The sequence below is a fragment of the Caballeronia concitans genome, assembly GCF_001544615.1.
GTDB lineage: Bacteria > Pseudomonadota > Gammaproteobacteria > Burkholderiales > Burkholderiaceae > Caballeronia > Caballeronia concitans.
In genome coordinates this window covers 1-17,192 of record NZ_FCNV02000014.1, presented here as the reverse complement: position 1 = coordinate 17,192, position 17,192 = coordinate 1, and the positions used below count along the sequence as shown (strand labels likewise).

The 17,192-nt window shown below is 58.7% G+C and carries 16 protein-coding genes and 2 pseudogenes; 9 read left to right on the top strand and 9 right to left on the bottom strand.

The features are described 5' to 3' along the window. Positions 1-20: 20 nt before the first annotated feature. Positions 21-695 (bottom strand): putative bifunctional diguanylate cyclase/phosphodiesterase, encoded by a 675-nt coding sequence (locus AWB72_RS24160; protein ID WP_342066216.1) that lies wholly within the window; start codon positions 693-695, stop codon positions 21-23. 51 nt (positions 696-746) lie between these two features. Here AWB72_RS24160 and AWB72_RS29565 point away from each other — a divergent pair, with 51 nt between their 5' ends. The 3 genes and pseudogenes from AWB72_RS29565 (at position 747) to fghA (ending at position 2,583) form a co-directional block, all read left to right on the top strand. After that, positions 747-884, top strand: coding sequence for a hypothetical protein (locus tag AWB72_RS29565; RefSeq protein WP_244285741.1), 138 nt, complete (start codon positions 747-749; stop codon positions 882-884). Between the two features lie 515 nt (positions 885-1,399). After that, positions 1,400-1,750: pseudogene (locus AWB72_RS24155) on the top strand (S-(hydroxymethyl)glutathione synthase); the annotation flags it as partial. 2 nt (positions 1,751-1,752) lie between these two features. Further along, positions 1,753-2,583 carry an S-formylglutathione hydrolase gene (gene fghA, locus AWB72_RS24150; RefSeq protein ID WP_040053425.1) on the top strand — a complete coding sequence of 277 codons (831 nt, stop codon included), beginning with the start codon at positions 1,753-1,755 and terminating at the stop codon, positions 2,581-2,583. 45 nt (positions 2,584-2,628) lie between these two features. Here the strand turns inward: fghA and AWB72_RS24145 are convergent, their stop codons facing one another. After that, positions 2,629-4,308, bottom strand: a complete 1,680-nt coding sequence (locus AWB72_RS24145; RefSeq protein WP_244285730.1) for an aminotransferase-like domain-containing protein — start codon at positions 4,306-4,308, stop codon at positions 2,629-2,631. Positions 4,309-4,800: 492 nt separating this feature from the next. Here AWB72_RS24145 and AWB72_RS24140 point away from each other — a divergent pair, with 492 nt between their 5' ends. The 6 genes and pseudogenes from AWB72_RS24140 (at position 4,801) to AWB72_RS24115 (ending at position 10,740) form a co-directional block, all read left to right on the top strand. Next, positions 4,801-5,190 (top strand): VOC family protein, encoded by a 390-nt coding sequence (locus AWB72_RS24140; RefSeq protein WP_087128785.1) that lies wholly within the window; start codon positions 4,801-4,803, stop codon positions 5,188-5,190. Positions 5,191-5,205: 15 nt separating this feature from the next. After that, positions 5,206-5,919, top strand: a complete 714-nt coding sequence (locus tag AWB72_RS29560) for a ferredoxin reductase (RefSeq protein WP_342066186.1) — start codon at positions 5,206-5,208, stop codon at positions 5,917-5,919. After that, positions 5,895-7,088 (top strand): annotated as a pseudogene (locus AWB72_RS24130) (NAD(P)(+) transhydrogenase (Re/Si-specific) subunit beta); the annotation flags it as partial. The gene AWB72_RS29560 and the pseudogene AWB72_RS24130, both read left to right, overlap by 25 nt. Before the next feature lie 215 nt (positions 7,089-7,303). After that, positions 7,304-8,254, top strand: a complete 951-nt coding sequence (locus AWB72_RS24125) for a LysR family transcriptional regulator (RefSeq protein ID WP_040053422.1) — start codon at positions 7,304-7,306, stop codon at positions 8,252-8,254. A gap of 340 nt (positions 8,255-8,594) precedes the next feature. Continuing rightward, on the top strand, positions 8,595-9,641 hold the full coding sequence (locus AWB72_RS24120) for a porin (protein ID WP_087128783.1): 1,047 nt from the start codon (positions 8,595-8,597) through the stop codon (positions 9,639-9,641). A 148-nt stretch (positions 9,642-9,789) separates the two neighbouring features. Then, positions 9,790-10,740: a LysR family transcriptional regulator gene (locus tag AWB72_RS24115; protein WP_040053524.1), complete on the top strand. Its 951-nt coding sequence runs from the start codon at positions 9,790-9,792 to the stop codon at positions 10,738-10,740. A gap of 425 nt (positions 10,741-11,165) precedes the next feature. Here the strand turns inward: AWB72_RS24115 and AWB72_RS24110 are convergent, their stop codons facing one another. The 7 genes from AWB72_RS24110 to AWB72_RS24085 all read right to left on the bottom strand — a co-directional run bounded on the left by AWB72_RS24110 (position 11,166) and on the right by AWB72_RS24085 (position 17,174). Then, positions 11,166-12,152: a GNAT family N-acetyltransferase gene (locus AWB72_RS24110; RefSeq protein WP_040053420.1), complete on the bottom strand. Its 987-nt coding sequence runs from the start codon at positions 12,150-12,152 to the stop codon at positions 11,166-11,168. Between the two features lie 483 nt (positions 12,153-12,635). Next, positions 12,636-13,124, bottom strand: coding sequence for a cache domain-containing protein (locus AWB72_RS24105; RefSeq protein WP_040053419.1), 489 nt, complete (start codon positions 13,122-13,124; stop codon positions 12,636-12,638). A 221-nt stretch (positions 13,125-13,345) separates the two neighbouring features. Beyond that, entirely contained in the window at positions 13,346-13,492 is a 147-nt protein-coding gene (locus AWB72_RS28975) for a hypothetical protein (RefSeq protein WP_159459400.1), read from the bottom strand. 149 nt (positions 13,493-13,641) lie between these two features. Then, positions 13,642-14,385, bottom strand: a complete 744-nt coding sequence (locus tag AWB72_RS24100) for a c-type cytochrome (RefSeq protein WP_244285729.1) — start codon at positions 14,383-14,385, stop codon at positions 13,642-13,644. A gap of 70 nt (positions 14,386-14,455) precedes the next feature. Next, the gene (locus tag AWB72_RS24095; RefSeq protein ID WP_040053417.1) at positions 14,456-15,829 is read right to left on the bottom strand and encodes a hypothetical protein; all 1,374 of its coding nucleotides are present in this window, start codon (positions 15,827-15,829) and stop codon (positions 14,456-14,458) included. A gap of 359 nt (positions 15,830-16,188) precedes the next feature. Next, positions 16,189-16,869, bottom strand: a complete 681-nt coding sequence (locus AWB72_RS24090; RefSeq protein WP_040053523.1) for an RNA polymerase sigma factor — start codon at positions 16,867-16,869, stop codon at positions 16,189-16,191. 14 nt (positions 16,870-16,883) lie between these two features. Next, positions 16,884-17,174 (bottom strand): cupredoxin domain-containing protein, encoded by a 291-nt coding sequence (locus AWB72_RS24085; protein ID WP_244285737.1) that lies wholly within the window; start codon positions 17,172-17,174, stop codon positions 16,884-16,886. Positions 17,175-17,192: the final 18 nt, after the last annotated feature.

Genomic DNA, 17,192 nt, shown 5'->3' with positions numbered 1-17,192 from the left:
CGATTCATTCATTTCATTGATCAGGACAGCATCCGGACGAATTCCGCCGGGCTCGTCGCACGGCCGAACAGATAGCCCTGCAACATGTCGCAACCCAACTCTCGCAGCGCCTTGGCCTGAGCGGAAGTTTCAACGCCTTCGGCGGTCACGGTCATGCCGAGCGCATGCGCCATCGCAACGAGTGCACGCGTGATCGCGATCGAATCGTGGCTGTCGGGCAAATCCCCAACGAATAAGCGGTCAATCTTCAGATTGTGCAAAGCGAAGCGCTTGAGAACCGACAAGGACGCGTAACCCGTTCCGAAGTCGTCGATAGCGAGCTTCACCCCAAGATCCGCGAGCGCTTTGATCGTCGCTCGAACGGCCGCGTCGTCGGGCATCAATATGCCTTCGGTGATTTCAATCTGAAGCGCCGATGCTTCGAGTCCGGTCCATTCGAGGCACGCGGCAACGCGCCGTATAAGGTCTTCGTCGAACTGGACCGGCGAAACGTTCACCGAGACCACGAGACGCGGGGCCACGGTCGAGCGCCATTGAGCGGCCTCGGCGCAGGCCTGTTGCAACACCCAGTCACCGATGCTCTTCATCAGGCCGGATTCTTCGGCAATGGGTATGAATTCGGCGGGCCCGACGTCGCCGAGTTCGCTATTGGTCCAGCGCAGCAGCGCCTCGGCGCCCACGGTCTCGTGCGACACGCTATCGAGCACCGGCTGATAGGCGACCCTCAATTCACCCGCCGCGAGCGCATGACGCAGCAAGGCTTCGACCCGATCGCGGCGCTGCGAATCATCGTGATTGGTCTCTGCGCAGTCGGACCTCGCGACCATGCCCGCGCGGCCATGCAAACCCGGCGCCGCTTTCTGGCAGCGCAGGCAAAGAGTTGAACCCCGCGCGCGTCCGTCCGCGCGCGGCGAGCTGGTTTGATGAGTCATCTTTTGCCTCCTATGCTGAGAGCCACGTAGAACCAGCGGCCGGCAGGCAAAGCCGCATCACGCGACAACTCGCACCGCGATTTGTCGACGGTGCAACCACGATATCGCGGCATGGTGTGCGCGAATACGGATCGAGACAATGAACGCGTCAATCAATTGTGAACACACGCTGTCCGTTGACGTTCGCTCTATGTGCGCCGGACACACAGCCTCAGCGCAGCTGTACAGATAGCGCCAGCAACCGGCATGTTCTCGACTCCGTCACGGCCGCCTGATTGAAATATCGACTGCACATGTTCAGTGCACTGTTTGCCGATAATACTTTCGCGGAAAACTTCGCTTGAATGCGCTGGCGGCATGAATTGCCAGGCGCAGCAGAAGTCCTTCAGGCAGCGTCGAATTTGAGTCGGATATTCAATGGGTATTTCTTATCGTCGTCAAGATGTTTCGAATCGGCGAGTGAGATGTCACACGGCGAAAAGCTGAAGGTGGTGGACGAAAGCGCGTTGATTCAGCGTCACGCTTGCAGTGCCTGCGGAACGCATCTGTACGGACGCATCGAGAACAAGGATCACGCCTTCTACGGACTCGACTTCATTCACAGCGAACTGTCGAAGGAGAGCGGCTGGGATGGTCCCGGCTTTGCAGCTTTCGTTTCGTCCGTCATCGAAAGCGGCACGGCCCCGTCTGCGATGGCCGACATCCGTCAGACGCTGCGTGACAAGGGACTGGAACCCTACGACTGCCTCAGTCCGGCCTTGATGGACATTCTGGCCGCTCACTCGGCGAAGGCGAAGGGCACTTATCGCGAGGCCTGATCATGGAACGCATCGAGCAACACGCCAGCCACGGCGGCCGCCAGGAAGTTTGGAAACACGTATCGTCGACGCTCGGCTGCGAGATGAAGTTCGGTCTCTATTTGCCCGATGCGGCCTTGCGCGGAGAAAAATGCCCGGTGCTGTACTGGCTTTCGGGCCTGACCTGCACCGAGCAGAATTTCGTCACCAAGGCCGGCGCTCAGCGCTACGCCGCTGAACACGGCCTCATCATCGTCGCGCCGGATACCAGCCCGCGCGGCGACGATGTACCCGACGATCCAGCGTACGACATCGGCAAAGGAGCGGGCTTCTACGTCAACGCATCACAAGCGCCGTGGGCAACTCACTACCGCATGTATGACTACGTGGTCGATGAATTGCCGGCGCTCATCGAAGCCGAATTTCCCGCTAGTCAGGCACGCGCAATCAGCGGGCATTCAATGGGCGGGCACGGCGCATTGACCATTGCACTGCGTAATCCGGGACGTTACCGCAGCGTGTCGGCTTTTTCGCCGATCGTCGCGCCGACTCAGGTGCCGTGGGGCAAGAAGGCATTCAGCGCTTATCTCGGCGAAGATGAGGAGACGTGGAAACAATACGACACGGTGGCGTTGTTGCAGAACTCGGTCGAGCGTTTGCCGCTGCTCGTGGATCAGGGCGAGGCCGACGAGTTTCTCGAAGGCCAGTTGCAACCGCAATTGCTTCGTGCAGCGTGTGAAGCGGTGGACCATCCACTGCAATTGAATCTACGCCCCGGCTATGACCATAGCTACTATTTCATCAGCAGTTTCATCGGCGGGCACATTGCTTACCACGCGCAAGCATTGCGGTAACTCATAGAGTCCGTGTGCGCCTTTCATTGAAGAGGGCGCACCGGCTCACGCGTTCGGCGCACGCGCGGAGACGCTTCTCAGGAACGACAGCAGCTCCGGTGAACCGCAGTAGGCCACGTTGAAGCGAAACCAGACGCTATCCGTGGATGGCGCGAGCATGAACAGATCGCCTCCCACGAGCGCGATCTTCGCAGCTTTCGCTTCTGCCGTGATGGATTCCGCATTGAACTGGGCAGTGGGTTTGACCTGCCATCCCGCACTCACGAAGAGTCCGCCACGGGGCGTGGCGAGAGGCGTCATGCCGACTTCGGCCAGAAAGGAAAGAAACCGCTCGCGGTCGTTTGCAAGGCGCATCCGCAGTCTGTCGATATAGCGGCGATGCCCCGGGTCCGACAACAGCTCGAATATGCATCGCTCATTCAGTTCCGACGTCGTCAGGCCGCATGCCATCTTCGTGCGGACGATATCGGATACGAGATGATCCGGGCAAAGAATGAATCCTGTCCGCAGGGACGGAGCGATGGTCTTGGAGAAGCCACCCAGGCAGATCACGCGATTCAATCCATCCAGCGATGCCAATGACGGATCCGAAGGCAATGCCAGATCGCGATAGATGTCGTCTTCTACGATATGGAAGTCGTATTGCTCGGCCAACGCGACCACGCGATAGGCCTGAGAAGCGGGCAACGTGGACGAAAGCGGATTTTGCAGCACCGAACTGAGAAAGATCGCCTTGGGCCTGTGTTCCGCGGCCATCTCCGCGAGCTTGTCGACATTGAGTCCGTCCGATCCTCGCGGCACGCCGAGTATGCGTACGCCATAGTTGCGCAAGAGATGGTTCGTGTTGAAGTAACCGGGTTCTTCGACGAATGCCGTATCGCCCGGCTGCAGAATGGTTCGTGCAACAAGGTCGAGACCGTGCGATACGCCATTCGTGAGAACGATCTGCTCCGGTGAGACAGGACAGAATCGCTCCGTGAACCCACGGGCGAGCAATTGACGCAGGCGCGGGAAGCCGAGCGGATGACCATAACCGACGAGACGTTCAGCCGGCATCTTGATGGCCTGCTTCACTGCCTGCAACAACATGCTTTCGCTGCACCACTCGGGCGGCAGCACGCCTGAACCGACTCGCAGCAGATCGGGGTCCTGATTCCAAACGAGGACCGTCAGCCATGAACCGCAAGCCGCTTCCTTTCGTATTGGCGGTACATCCCTCAGTGCCGTCACCTGCGCGGTGCGCGAAGTCACGAAGTATCCGGAGCCCGGCCGCGAACTCAGCACACCCCGGGAGACGAGCACATCGTAAGCCTCGGCCACCGTGAACGTACTCACCTCGAGTGACTTCGCCAGTTCACGAACCGAAGGTGTCTTCGTACCCGGACGCAGGCGCCCCGACTCGACCATGGCATCGAGCTTCGCAACGATCTGCTTCACAAGGCTCACGCCACGCTGACGCTCGATGCGCAGTTCTTCCAGCTGCGCCGGTTCGCGCCTCGAAGGCGAAGGCATGGGTAATGTCGCGACTTCACAGTCGCTGTCCGGCATCGCGTCATTCGCAGATATGCGCTCCGCCATTGATGTTGCATAGCCAGTCATGGGGTGTCTCCGCTTTAGTTTGTTTTGCGATTCGGTTGCGAAGGCTGCGGATGGAATCGCTCCTAGATGAATTTTATCTACCGATAGCCGCAAGAAAAGGTAGGAAAAAAATACGGTGCTTTTCACGATTGAAACGCTCGCGAGACTGACGGATTCTCGTCGGTTATTTCGCTCAGAGCCGCGTAGATTCCCTGCATCCGAGCCATGAAGTCAATACTTCAAAGGCTCTGCGGACGCGGATCGTGAGAACGATTACCGGGCGGCGAACGTACTAAAGCGGAAAAGTCGCCGGTAAATTCGGGGAGGCTGGTGAAAAGATGAAACGCATCGTTTCACTCAGCGGGCTAATCATGATTAACGAAGTATGGAATGCATCTCTGTGCGAGCGGTTGAGCAGATGCTGCGTAGCGCGCCCCTTTAAAACCTACGCGCCCCGCACGACCGTTCACTGTACAGATGGTTCAGCCTGCACGTGCATTGGTCTCATGCGGGACGTTTGAGAAAAGCAAATCGTACTGAACATGTTCAGGAAAAGTTCGATTACGCAAGATGCCCGAAATCGCGTTCAACCGATGGCGTCTTTTGCAAAATCGGAGCGGCTGTCCCCAGGAATAGAACATGGCACATCTGTCTTACGTCAACGTCTTTGCCCGCGATATCGTGGCGCTGAGCGCTTTCTATCAGAAGGTGTTCGGCTTTCAGGAAATCGAATCCATCCGCTCGCCGATCTTTCGCGGGCTCGACACGGGAAAGAGCTGCATTGGATTCAATGCGCACGAAGCATACGACTTACTCCAACTCTCTCATCTCAGCGAAACGAGCGGTATCAAGCTTCTGCTCAATTTCGACGTCGATACACCGGAGGCCGTGGACAAGCTCGTGCCCATCGCGCTGGAGGCCGGGGCCACGTTGATCAAGGCGCCGTATGAAACCTACTACCACTGGTATCAGGCGGTTCTGCTCGACCCGGAGAGCAATGTATTTCGAATCAACACAGTCTTGCTCTGATTTCAGGGAGGAGCGATGAAGTCGTCGGAGACGTTTGAAGTCGAAGTGCGCGGCATCCGCATCGAAGCGGAAACCGTGCGCTCCTTTGAGCTTTGGCCTGTCAGCGGGGAATTGCCGCCATTCACGGCTGGCGCGCATATCGACGTGCACCTTGCGTCCGGCATGATCAGGCAATACTCACTGACAAACGCTCCCGAGCGTCACCGGTATGTGATCGGCGTTCATCGCGATGCGGGCGGCGCCGGCGGTTCGATGTTCATGCACGACTCCGTCGGACTCGGCACCCGTTTGACCGTGAGTGCGCCGCGCAATTTCTTTCCGCTGAATGAGACTGCTGCACACTCGGTTCTCGTTGCAGGCGGAATCGGCGTCACGCCCTTGCTGGCGATGGCACGGCGGCTGAGTCAGCTTGGACGCTCGTGGGACTTCTATTACTGCGCCCGTTCGCCGGCCAAGGCGGCATTTCTCGCTGAACTGAAAGAACTTGCCGCGGCAAGCCATCACGCAGGCGCACTTCATTGCGTGTTCGACGGCGAACCCGGCGCGGCATCCCTGAATCTCGCCGATGTGCTCGCCGCGCATCGGTCCGATACGGATTTTTATTGCTGCGGTCCCACGCCGCTGATGGATGCCTTTTCAGCGACGTTTTCCACGCTGCCGCCCGAACGCGTTCACCTCGAGTACTTCAAGGCCCCAACGCCCGATACGCGGCGAAGAAGGTCGAGATGACGAAGATGCCGGAACTCGTCGCCGCGATGCACTCGCTGATCGGTCTTGCCGCCGTGTTCATCGCGGTCGCGGCGGTGGCCGAGCCGGCGGTGTTCGGCATCACGACGCAGCAATCGCAGGAGATCCCGTTCGGCAATCGCATCGAATTGTTCATTGGCTGCTTTGTCGGGGCGATTACTTTTTCGGGCTCGGTGATCGCCTTCGGCAAGCTGGCCGGGCGCTTCAAGTTCCGCCTGTTTCAGGGCACGCCGGTGGTGTTCGCCGGGCAGCACGCCCTGAACCTGCTGCTGGCGGTGATCATGATCGGCTTCGGCGTCATCTTCGTGCAATCGCAGGAGTGGCTGCCTTTCGTGCTGATGCTCGCGCTCGCTTTCGTGCTCGGCGTTCTCATCATCATTCCGATCGGCGGCGCGGACATGCCCGTGGTCGTCTCGATGCTGAACTCGTATTCGGGCTGGGCGGCGGCGGGCATCGGCTTCTCGCTGAATCATCCGATGCTGATCATCGCGGGCTCGCTGGTCGGATCGAGCGGGGCGATTCTGTCGTACATCATGTGCCGCGCGATGAACCGCTCGTTCTTCAACGTGCTGCTGGGCGGCTTCGGCGGTGCGACGGGAGCGGCGGCAGGCAGCCAGCAGCAGCGTCCGGTCAAGTCGGGATCGGCCGACGATGCCGCCTTCCTGATGGGCAACGCGGAAACCGTGGTCATCGTGCCGGGATACGGTCTCGCGGTGGCGCGTGCGCAGCATGCGCTTAAGGAACTCACCGAGCTGCTGAAGGAAAAGGGCGTGACGGTGAAGTATGCGATTCACCCGGTTGCGGGACGGATGCCCGGTCATATGAACGTGCTGTTGGCCGAGGCGGAAGTGCCGTACGATCAGGTCTTCGAGATGGAAGACATCAACGGCGAATTCGGTCAGGCCGACGTCGTGCTGGTGCTCGGCGCCAACGACGTGGTCAACCCGGCCGCCAAGACCGATCCCGGCTCGCCCATTGCCGGCATGCCGATTCTCGAAGCCTACAAGGCGAAGAGCATCATCGTGAACAAGCGCTCGATGGCCGCCGGTTACGCCGGGCTGGACAACGAACTCTTCTACATGGACAAGACCATGATGGTATTCGGCGATGCCAAGAAGGTCGTGGAGGACATGGTGAAGGCCGTCCACTGACGCATACGGTCGCGCGGGACGAACGATCTGCAGACCGGCGGACTTCTTCGACGCGTCTGCTCATCGTTCTCCCGCATTGCGGATCGCTTCGTTCCCGCGTCAGACTGAAAGGTCATCGAGAGGCGCGAGCGTGAATTACGACGCGGCATCGCGCCTCTCGATGTCGCCTGAGTCCGGCAGATGAGCAGAAACTGGCGCCGCAGTGGAGAGAGGTTATGCAGTTAGATATGAGACTGGTGATGGCCTTCTCGCTCGTGATGCGAAGCGGAAGCCTGACGCAGGCCGAAGCCGTCAGCGGCATCTCCAAGGCAACGCTCAGCCGTCAGTTGCAAGTGCTGGAGGAAGAGCTAGGCGTGACGCTGTTCAACCGGCGCGCGCGCGGCATGACGCCGACGGAAGCGGGAAGGGCCTTCTACACGCATTGCGAGCAGATACTCGCTGACGTCTCCGGACGGCTGGAACTCGCCCGCGAGCAATTACAAGAACTGGGCTCCGGCATTAGCGGCGAACTGACGATCAAGGCCGACAGCGAATTCAGCACCACGTTCGCCGCGCATGTCACCAAGCTGTTCATGGCGCGACATCCGAATGTGAAGCTCAACCTCGATATCGCCGACTATCCCGGTTGCGCGAAAGCCGAGGAGATCGACGGCTACATCTGCGCCGAACTGCCGGACATTCCGGACTTGGTCGGCAAGCTGCTCGGTCAGATTGGCTATGGGCTGTACGCCAGCCCGTCCTATCTTCAGAAGAAGGGCAATCCTGTCACGCCGATGGACCTCACGCACCACGATTCGATCGTCATCCGCTCGGCCAGCGGCGACAAGGACGGCCTGATGCTGCATTCGCAAGGCGGAGGCCAGCCGTATCGTCCCAAGGCCAATGTCACGACCAACGATCCCTGGATCATGAAGACGTTCTGCATCGACGGCTTCGGCATCGCCTTGTTGCCGGACTTCTTCGTGCGGCCCGAGCTGACCCAGGAACTGCTCGTTCCCGTGTTGCCTGAGTGGAAGCCGAAGCCGAGACGCATCTACTGTGCTTATCAGAAGCAGCGCTTTGCCGGAAGAAAACTTCGCGACCTGATGACGCTGATGGTCGATTGCGTCGAAGACATCGACAGCTGTTCCGGCTACGTCGGAAGAAGCTCGGCTGGCATCGGCTAGACGGTTTGTACTCGATCGTTCGAGTACGCTCTTCACCTTTGTTATTCCGGATTCCTATGCATCGCCAACAATGCCCAGGTGTATAGCTTTGCCGGACTGTACGCCTTACCGACCATTCTGCCATCCGTATAGAGACTGTCACACGCATTCTGGCTAAAGTCGGCATCAAGGAAGAGGCAGGCCCACGAATTCGCAAACGGCTTTCAGTGAATTTGAAGCAACTGCTCCTGCCAACCCCCCGATTTTGACGTAGAGACGAGATGTTATTGAACCGTTAAACACAAAAAAATAGTCCTGCCCGGCACGCCCGGTCGGTGATCACGCATATCAGGAAGAGACAATGCGCAGACAATCGAGGTCGAAGGTCGTTGAGTTAGGTGCGTTTCTGGTTTTGGCGTGTGCGTCGCAAGGAGCGATGGCACAAAGCAGCGTGACGCTTTACGGAATTCTCGATGTAGGTCTTCAGTACACGACGCGTGCAGACGGACAGCATTCGGCGATCAACCTCCAGAATTACGGAAACATACCGACGATCTTCGGGATGCGCGGATCAGAGGATCTGGGCGGCGGGGTATCCGCGATTTTCGAGTTGTCCCAATCGTTCAGCATGACTAACGGAATGGCGGGGCTGCCCGGTGAGGCGTTCGGGTGGCAGAGCTATGCCGGTCTCAAGGGCGGTCTCGGGAAGGTGACAGCAGGCCGCCAGTTCTCCGTTCTCTTCGATGAAACGGTGACGTTCGATCCGAACTACTTCGCCGCCTATGGAGGGCAGGCGCAGCTCAATCCGCTGTCGGACATCATCGTCAACAACGCGATCAAGTATGTATCGAACAACTACGGCGGCTTCGTTTTCGAAGGGCTGGTTGCGACTGGAGGCGTGGCAGGGAATTTCCGATCCGGCCGCACCCTGGAAATCGGGATGCAATACAGTCACGGCCCGTTCAGCATGAGCGCGGCGCTACGACAAAAGAACGGCGCGCAGACGGCGACGGTGGATACCTCGGGGCAGACCGAGGAGATCGGCGTGATCGCCGCTGCGTACAAGATTGGAGCGGCAACACTGCTTGCTGGTGTCGAGCGCACGACCGGAGACTTGTCGCCCGTGAAAACGGTGATTTGGGGAGGCGGGCGCTATGACGTTTCGCCGGATTTTCAGGTTCGGGCTGCGGCCTATCAGACCCTTTCGAACGATCCGCAGACGGGCAATCCGACGCTCTATGTGGCAGGCGCTGTCTATTCATTATCCGTTCGCACCCAGGCGTATTTGAATGTCGGATTCTCGAGGAACTCCGCTCATAGCTCCCAGACCGTTTATGAATATGGAGACGCGCCGCTCAATGGAGCGCACCAGTTCGGGGTGATGGCAGGCATCACACACCGGTTCTGACCGAAGGCTTTTTTTCATCCAATGGATTTCGCGTTCTGTCGAACCTCGGCGCTCGTTCGCGAGCGACCTGCATTGAAACGCGCTGCGGAGCGAATCGCGGTGACACGCCAGCATCTCGTCCCGGCGCAACATGGGGCTCTTGGAACACATGAAGATTCATCAGCTTCGCGCTCTTGTCGCGGTCGCCGATACCGGCAGCGTGCGAGGCGCCGCGCGCATGCTCAACGCGTCACCGGCTGCGATCACGCAGAGTCTTCAGCAGATGGAAGGCGATCTCAGGCTCCAGCTCGTCGCGCGCACGCCGTCGGGCGTCACGCTCACGGCGGACGGGCGGACGCTGCTGGAGCACGCGCGTCTCATTGTCGGTCAGATTGCGCGGGCGCATCAGGCCGTCGACACGATGCGTGGCGAAACGCGCGGACGCCTTTCCATTGCGGCCACGGCGTGGGTGGCGATGACGTTCCTGCCCGACGCCGTGCGCCGGTTCCGGCAGATCATGCCGGAGGTGCAACTGGAGTTTTTCGAGGGATTGCTGGCGATTGCGAATCCGCGGCTGCGCGACGGGAGTCTCGACATTCACATCGGGCGACAGTCGCCGGGCGAGATCGCCTCTGACTTTGATTTCAAGCCGCTCTTTCTGACGACGCTCGCCGTCGTCGCACGGCAGGGGCATCCTCATGCGGAGAGCCGGGCGCTTGCGGACCTGCTCGTCGAGGACTGGCTCGTCGCGCTCGATGCGGAGACGGAGGGTATCGCGCCGTACAACATGTTCAAGCGGCACGGCTTGCCTTCGCCGCGCAGCGTTCATTTTCTGCATTCGTTGACGGTGGCGGTTTCATTGTTGCAAAAGACGGATATGGTGAGCATTTTTCCGTGGCCGCTCGTCGAGCGCTGCGCGCCACGGGAATCGCTTTGTGCGATTCCGGTGCGGGAGCAACTCGACGAGTCGTTGGTCGGCGTGGTCACGCGGCCCGGACAGCCGCGCAGCGCTGCGGCCGACTGCTTCGTCAATTGCCTGATGGACACCATCCGCGATCCGGCATCGACATCGACGCCGGAGATGCGGCGCGTGATGAATTCGGTGGATGTGTTGATTTAGGGGAGGCGTCGGTTGGGGCTGCGGTTGTGGACCGTGTGTCCCAATCGTAATTGACATAATCTTTACTATCGATGTTTTATGTTGTAGGTCCCAAGTTCAAATGTCGTGTTTCTGCTAAGTAGAGATGTCGCATTTTGCCGTAGGTTCGTGGCCAGACAAGCGTTTCTGGAGCGCGGACCATGAACACGACTGGGACCATCACGATGTCGATGCGCGAACTGGACCGGCTCAAGGTGATTCAGGCCGTCGCCGGGCGCCGACTCAAGCCAGGGTGAGCAGCAACCCCGACATTTGAACTTAGCGGCAACATTGTTTTTTACGGCAAAGTTGTAATGTTCTCGAACCACTCCGGCCCTTGAGTCTCCTCCGAAGCGGTCGTTCAACACTGCGGCACGACACTTCCGGAGAGACACCCTATTCGCGCGCTAGCGCAATTCGGACTCCGACGGTTCCAGCACACCGCGTAACTTCCCGAGAATCCAGTTGAACAACGGGGTGGTATGCCGGTAATAGTTCCACGTGGGAAGCTGGCGGGCGCCCAGGATGCGCTTGAACTCGTAGGACGTGGCGCCCAGTTCGATTTCCGTGAAGCCTTCGCGGATGCCGAAATCTATCGCGCGGATGAACATGGCAAAGTACAAGCCGTGGTCCCTGCTCTTGTCGTAGTCCAGTCCGATATAGCGGTTAACCAGCTTGTTTCCCTTGCCGATCAATTGGGTGAACCCGATCAACTCGTCTTCCAGGTAGAAAAGCAGGTACTGGCTAAGCGCGTTGGTGTTGACGAAATATTCAGGCGTTAATTTCTCGAACTTCAAGTCGGCCTTGTGATAGGTGTTCAGATACAGCTGATATACCTTGGGGACCAGGTTTTCTGGCAGACCGGCGCACTCCTCGTAGCGCAGTGCGGATGACTTTTTCAGCTTGCGTTTAAGGAGGTTTCTGCGGTCGCTCTTCATCGACTGGTAATAGTCCGGGCCGAGCGCCAGCACAGGTACGGGCAGACCTATCGCCTGCACAAAATCCGGCAGCGGCAGGTCCTGACCGAATCCCTTATAGGCGAGCAGGCTACCCTTCTTCGCCAGCTCCTCGTTTATGGCTGAGAGGATTTCCAGGGAGGCATCTCCATGGATGCGGCCAACATCCGCTATCGGATTCCCGATGCAAGCCAGCTTGAACCGGATCAAGCTCAGGCTCTGCTTCAGCCAGCCGTTGGGCAACAAGGTATTGAGCCTAAAATTCATGACAAAGTAAGGTGCCACCGTAACGAGCCGGCCTGCCCGGTAAGCGGCAAAATAGCCGAAATGGAAATCATCCATGCCGGCCATCTGGACGGCCTCGTAATACTCAGCGCCCTCCGGCTCGCCGTGTAGAAACCCCTCTGGTGGAACGGCCAGATCCTCGATGCACAGCATGGGTAACGGACCTCGTTCGTCTTGTTGTATCGGATTGTCGTGTTGGTTAGCGTGCTGCCTGGCGACTTCCTGTAGTTAAGATCCTGATGTGAAGCTGGCCGGCCTTGCTCATTGCGTTCCTTACTCGAGGCAAGAAGCCAAGAAAATAATAGACGAGCGTTGGGTGCTCCTTCCGGCAGATAAACCATACGGTTGTACAGGACTGGGCGGCATCCACCTACTTGCTTCACAACTCCAATGGCCGCGGTCGGGGCCGTTAGCAGGATCGTCATCTGAAACAGAGTCCACTATGAGCAAGCTCGACGGGCCGGAAACGTCCAATCCCTTCCTCACCGTGCTCCTTCCGAAAGGCATGAGTCCCGCTTTAGCGGCCTCGTTGCAATTTGGCGTGGAGCAAGCGATCAGTGCGCCGTGTAGGTAGTCGCGTCTGCACTGCGCACGTCACGTCTTGTGGGGTGGCCTCACTGCGCTGAGCCTCCCAGGCTACTCCGAATAGAAGCCCGAACCTACCAAGCCTGGAACTCCGTCAATCTTGACTGCCCTTACATACGTCCATTTATGCGATGGCTCAGTCTGCCCCGGTCTCGGGAACATGTAGTCGACCCAGCCCGATCCCGTTGTTTCAGCCGTATGGATCATGGCGTCATGAAACAGCTTGCCGTTGGCATCTTTCTGGCCGTGGACGTTAGTCCCTTCCCGCGCAGGGAAGGCCGGATTCAACAGGACATTTGCGTTTCGATCGTAAGCAAACAGATAGGTGTCGCCATGGAACCACTCACTGCCCTTGATTCTAAACTCGGCAAACGCGGCTTTGCCTTTGCTGTCTATCAACGCGGCGGCTTTGTCGACCAGCTCCTTGGTTTGTGCGGCTCTTTCGGACGTTGGTGGAGATGACTGAGAAAATGCGGGGAATGTCGGGCAGATAAATCCAGCCAGTAAAAAAATGCCAGTAGAGAGGGCTTTGGCGATCATTGCACGGTCTCCGACCATTGACTTCAGCGCTGCAGCGAATGACAGCGTGTGGACGAAAAGCACTTACCGCATGCAACAGAGTAGTCCACGGAGCCTAGCTCGCCCAGAATTGTTTGGCCGCGCTATCGGCGATTCGATAACGGACGTTCGCGAATGGCAGTAACTCTGGCCGCTTGCTGTCTGCCGCGGGCGACCGGCCGAACCCGGACCCGCTTGAGCCGTTAAGCACTTATCGCGGCGACGCCCGGAATAAGCACGGATTCCGCTTCGTCGTATCCGCGCTCACGAACCGTTGCGCGACGATCGAGCAGGTCCGGCGGCGGCTTCTCGTGATTCTTCGATACCGCCAGCTTGCCGCTGACCGTCACGCCGTGGCCTCAGCTCGCACAGTAAGCGCCCGCGGACGTTTCGAATTGTCCCCGACTTTCCCCGACGAGAGCTTCCACCCACAATAGGCGCGCCGTCGATCGCCGTTTTGCTTGGAAGACCGATTAGTCCAGCGCCGAATGCAACGCGATCATTCATGGCTCGATTCCCTGATGGTTGGTTCGGAACCAGCCCGAGACGGATAGGCTGCGAGAAACGTTGCTACCGAGCGCATGTCCTCATTTGACAGCTTGTCGGAGATCGCCTTCATTGGCTCCCCACGCGGCCGCAAGCCAGCATGCCGAAACACCAGCAGTTGCTTCAGAATGTAGTCTGCATGCTGCCCCGCGAGACGCGGAAATTCTCCCATGCCTTCACCGTGTGCCCCATGACACGCACTGCAGGCGGGCACGCCTTTATCCGGTATACCGGAAGTGAAGATAGTCTTGCCGTCCTCGACAAGGCGACGATCACCTGGCACGCCAGCGGGTGGCGGACGATTCGCGAAATAAGCGGAAAGCTGATCGATTTGCGGGTCGCTCAGATGCGAAAATCCCCACATGAACCGTTTTGCATTCGGATCGGACCGAAGGTGTGCCCTAAAGTCCATCAGTTGATTGACCAGATATTCCTTTTGCTGTCCGGCAAGCTTGGGAAACGTGGGCGAGACGGAATCGCCGTTCACGCCATGGCAGTTCGAGCACACCTGTTGCGCGATCGTCCTCCCGGCGACGGCTGGATTGTCGATTTGCCGTGATTGCTCGATATTGTGGCAACCAACGGCGCTCAACAGCGTAAAAAGCGCGATCCATCGGGAAATCGCATGAATGTCCGATTGCGTGGGGCGTTGGCTCACGGACCGTACGGCCGCCATAATCGATGGCAAGGCTTTCACTCGATTTCCTCCCGATGCCGACGTCGTGGTCGTCGCAGCCTCACGTCTGTAATGCAGCGCGCAGGAAGCGTCACCAGTATGCAGCCCAAAAGTACAGGAACAGTGTGTCGTTAGCGCTCGCACTGCGTCCTCGACCATCGTAGTTCGAACGTGCGCCAAGGTATTTGGTGAAATGCGTGTATTGCAAACCTACGCGAATGTTCTGAACGGGAATCCAGAATATTTCCGGCGTCCAGCCTTGCGTGGCAGGAGAAAAGTTAGCGCTGCCGGCGTAGGCGACGCTGTCCGGGCTGCCGGTTATATTGAAAAATGAAAGACTCGCACCGTACTTGGCCTGATAAATGTAAGAGGCTTTCAGACGCAAGGACTTCAAATTGGCAGACTGGCTGTCGCCAAAAACGAGGTTATTCGGATCACTGATGTTTTCCCGGATGTAGCGCGCCTGTGCCGTGAAAGTGTTCGGCTCGAGCAGATACTGGTACTGCGCGTCGAAGCCGATATCGCGATAGCGAGTTACGCCCTGAGTGAAGCTCGGAAATGCGTTGGCATCGTTGGGGTAGACGTTGACATTCAGCCCGAACGTACCGACCATGATGTTGTGCGGTCCCCACTCGTGAGTCAGCGCAACACGCCAATAAGGGTTTTGGCCACGGACGTAGGTCTGCGGATGGTTCGGATCGCCGGCCTTGTTGCCTTTGCTCATGAACGACCAGATGCCGTCAGCCGTACTGTAGAAGGACAGTTCCGCGTAGATCGTCCGGTTCCAGTACAGGTATCCTCCTGCGCCGACAACCTGCTGTGCCAGTGACCCTTCGATGATCGGCTGGAATTGTGGCGCGCCCACCGCACTCGTCGGCGAGGAAAGGTACGGGTAACTCCAGGCCGGAGTGCTGTTCCAAACGTCTTGCACGGTCGGACTATTATGCAGGGTGGTGCCAAGAATCAGGTCGCTTGCGTCCCCGATGATCCTGTCTACGTAACGGAAGTCCATGTTGTCGGACGCCCAGTGACCAATCCATCTGCCGTTGGCATCCTGATGATCGTAGTTCGAGTAAGTGAACTGCGTGAACGCCCCGATCCTGTCAGTAATCTTGCCGGCCAGAAAGATGCTGGCTGCATCGAATATCGGCAATCCGTCCTTGGGCGAAACAAGGTTGCCGCTGGCATCATGATTGACGCGCGTCTTCGTGAGATCGAGCGTCGCCATGACGGCGATAGGAACAGTACGTTCGCCGAACGTGTAGCCGTTCAGTTTGAACATTCGGCCATAGGGTGTCAGTTCAGGAAACTGTCCGCCTGCGTGGCAGGCGACGCAGCTTTGCCCTGTCTGACGAGCGAAGATCGGCAGCGCCTGAACAGATGACGCGTTAAGCATGCAGACAGCCCCGACTGCAAGGATCAAGGCGCATTGAAGCAGGCGACGAATGGCGACGAAATTCACCATGCCCTCCTCTCCTCTGGCTCGCCTGGCATCGACGGGCTTTCGAGGCGCGTCGACGGCTTTACTGTGACGAGCGGGAAGACAAAGGCGACACATCGTGCACGGCATGATCGAGTCGCCTGCAGGTCGGATGCGCTAAACAGGCTCATGCCGCCACGGGATGGATCGGCGTCCGGCTGCTTGCACGATGACAAGAACGATGGAGGATCCCGCTTTATTCCAGTGACCGTTTTCGCCGGCTGTGCTATTTCACAGCCACGCAATGCGTCGAGATCCGGCTCCTCCCAGCGTTTAAGGGAAGCGGGGCACGCTACGCATGATCGTGCCAAGATTGGCACGAGACCAACGCCGAAAAGCCAACGTTATGACGCGCCACCCGAAAGCTTCGACAGTACGTTGGCAACGACGCGATCGCATCGCGTCCCGCCGAACTCGAACACGTCGCGCTCCGCGAGATCGAGCGCTTGAGCGAGCGACTCGCGCAACATGCTGCGCGCGCGAAAATGCCGGCTGCGCACAGTCGCTTCTGGAATGCTCAGACACTGCGCGGTCTCCTCGACACTCATTTCCTCAATGGAGCGCAGCACGAATACGACGCGAAACAACTCGGGCAATTCGTCGAGCTTCGATTCGAGCAGCGCACGCACCTGCGAACGCGCGAGCGCTTGATCTGGAGCGTTGTCGTCGCGCGTGACCATTGCATCGGCGGGTTCGATGAAGTCGGGGGACTCCACCATCGGAATCACATTCTGCCGCCTCGCCGTGCGCCGCAGGCGTCCGAAGCATTCGTTGAGCACGAGCCGCGACAGCCACGTGAACAACTGTGAATCACCGCGGAACTGGTTCATCGATCTGTATGCATGCAGATACGCATCCTGCAGCGCATCCTCCGCATCGGCGTCGTTGCGCAAGGTCGCGCGCGCCATGCGATAAAGCCGGCGGTTATGCCGTCGCATCAGCAGAGCGAAGGCGGCGCGATCCCCCGCAGCGATGCGGCGCGCGATACCGAGGTCGTCGTCAGTGGTCTCAGCAGCAAGGCTCATGGTCGTGGTCGTCTTCATCGCACATTGAGGACCGCATGCATCGTTGGATGCAGCGTGCAGGAATACATGTAGCGCCCTGTCTCACGCACCACGTGGCTCCACGATGCATCCGGCGCGATGTCGCGCGAATCGAACGCCTTTGCGTCGGATGTCGCTGTGTGCGGAAACAGGTCCTTGTTGATCCACACCACGTGATCGCCGCGCGCTACTGTCAAATCCGGAGGATCGAACCGCATCTGTTCGATCGTAAGCGATCCGCGAACGACGCCCCTCAGAGTAAGGTGGTAGAGCGCGTGATGTGTGATAGCGAAGTGGGTCAGCGG

Bases quoted from the DNA above. Each gene is read 5' to 3' on its own strand.
- AWB72_RS29565 (WP_244285741.1), top strand. From the start codon at position 747: ATGACGCAGCAAGGCTTCGACCCGATCGCGGCGCTGCGAATCATCGTG.
- fghA (WP_040053425.1), top strand. From the start codon at position 1,753: ATGGAACGCATCGAGCAACACGCCAGCCACGGCGGCCGCCAGGAAGTT.
- AWB72_RS24140 (WP_087128785.1), top strand. From the start codon at position 4,801: ATGGCACATCTGTCTTACGTCAACGTCTTTGCCCGCGATATCGTGGCG.
- AWB72_RS29560 (WP_342066186.1), top strand. From the start codon at position 5,206: ATGAAGTCGTCGGAGACGTTTGAAGTCGAAGTGCGCGGCATCCGCATC.
- AWB72_RS24125 (WP_040053422.1), top strand. From the start codon at position 7,304: ATGCAGTTAGATATGAGACTGGTGATGGCCTTCTCGCTCGTGATGCGA.
- AWB72_RS24120 (WP_087128783.1), top strand. From the start codon at position 8,595: ATGCGCAGACAATCGAGGTCGAAGGTCGTTGAGTTAGGTGCGTTTCTG.
- AWB72_RS24115 (WP_040053524.1), top strand. From the start codon at position 9,790: ATGAAGATTCATCAGCTTCGCGCTCTTGTCGCGGTCGCCGATACCGGC.
- AWB72_RS24110 (WP_040053420.1), bottom strand. From the start codon at position 12,152: ATGCTGTGCATCGAGGATCTGGCCGTTCCACCAGAGGGGTTTCTACAC.
- AWB72_RS24105 (WP_040053419.1), bottom strand. From the start codon at position 13,124: ATGATCGCCAAAGCCCTCTCTACTGGCATTTTTTTACTGGCTGGATTT.
- AWB72_RS24095 (WP_040053417.1), bottom strand. From the start codon at position 15,829: ATGGTGAATTTCGTCGCCATTCGTCGCCTGCTTCAATGCGCCTTGATC.
- AWB72_RS24090 (WP_040053523.1), bottom strand. From the start codon at position 16,869: ATGAGCCTTGCTGCTGAGACCACTGACGACGACCTCGGTATCGCGCGC.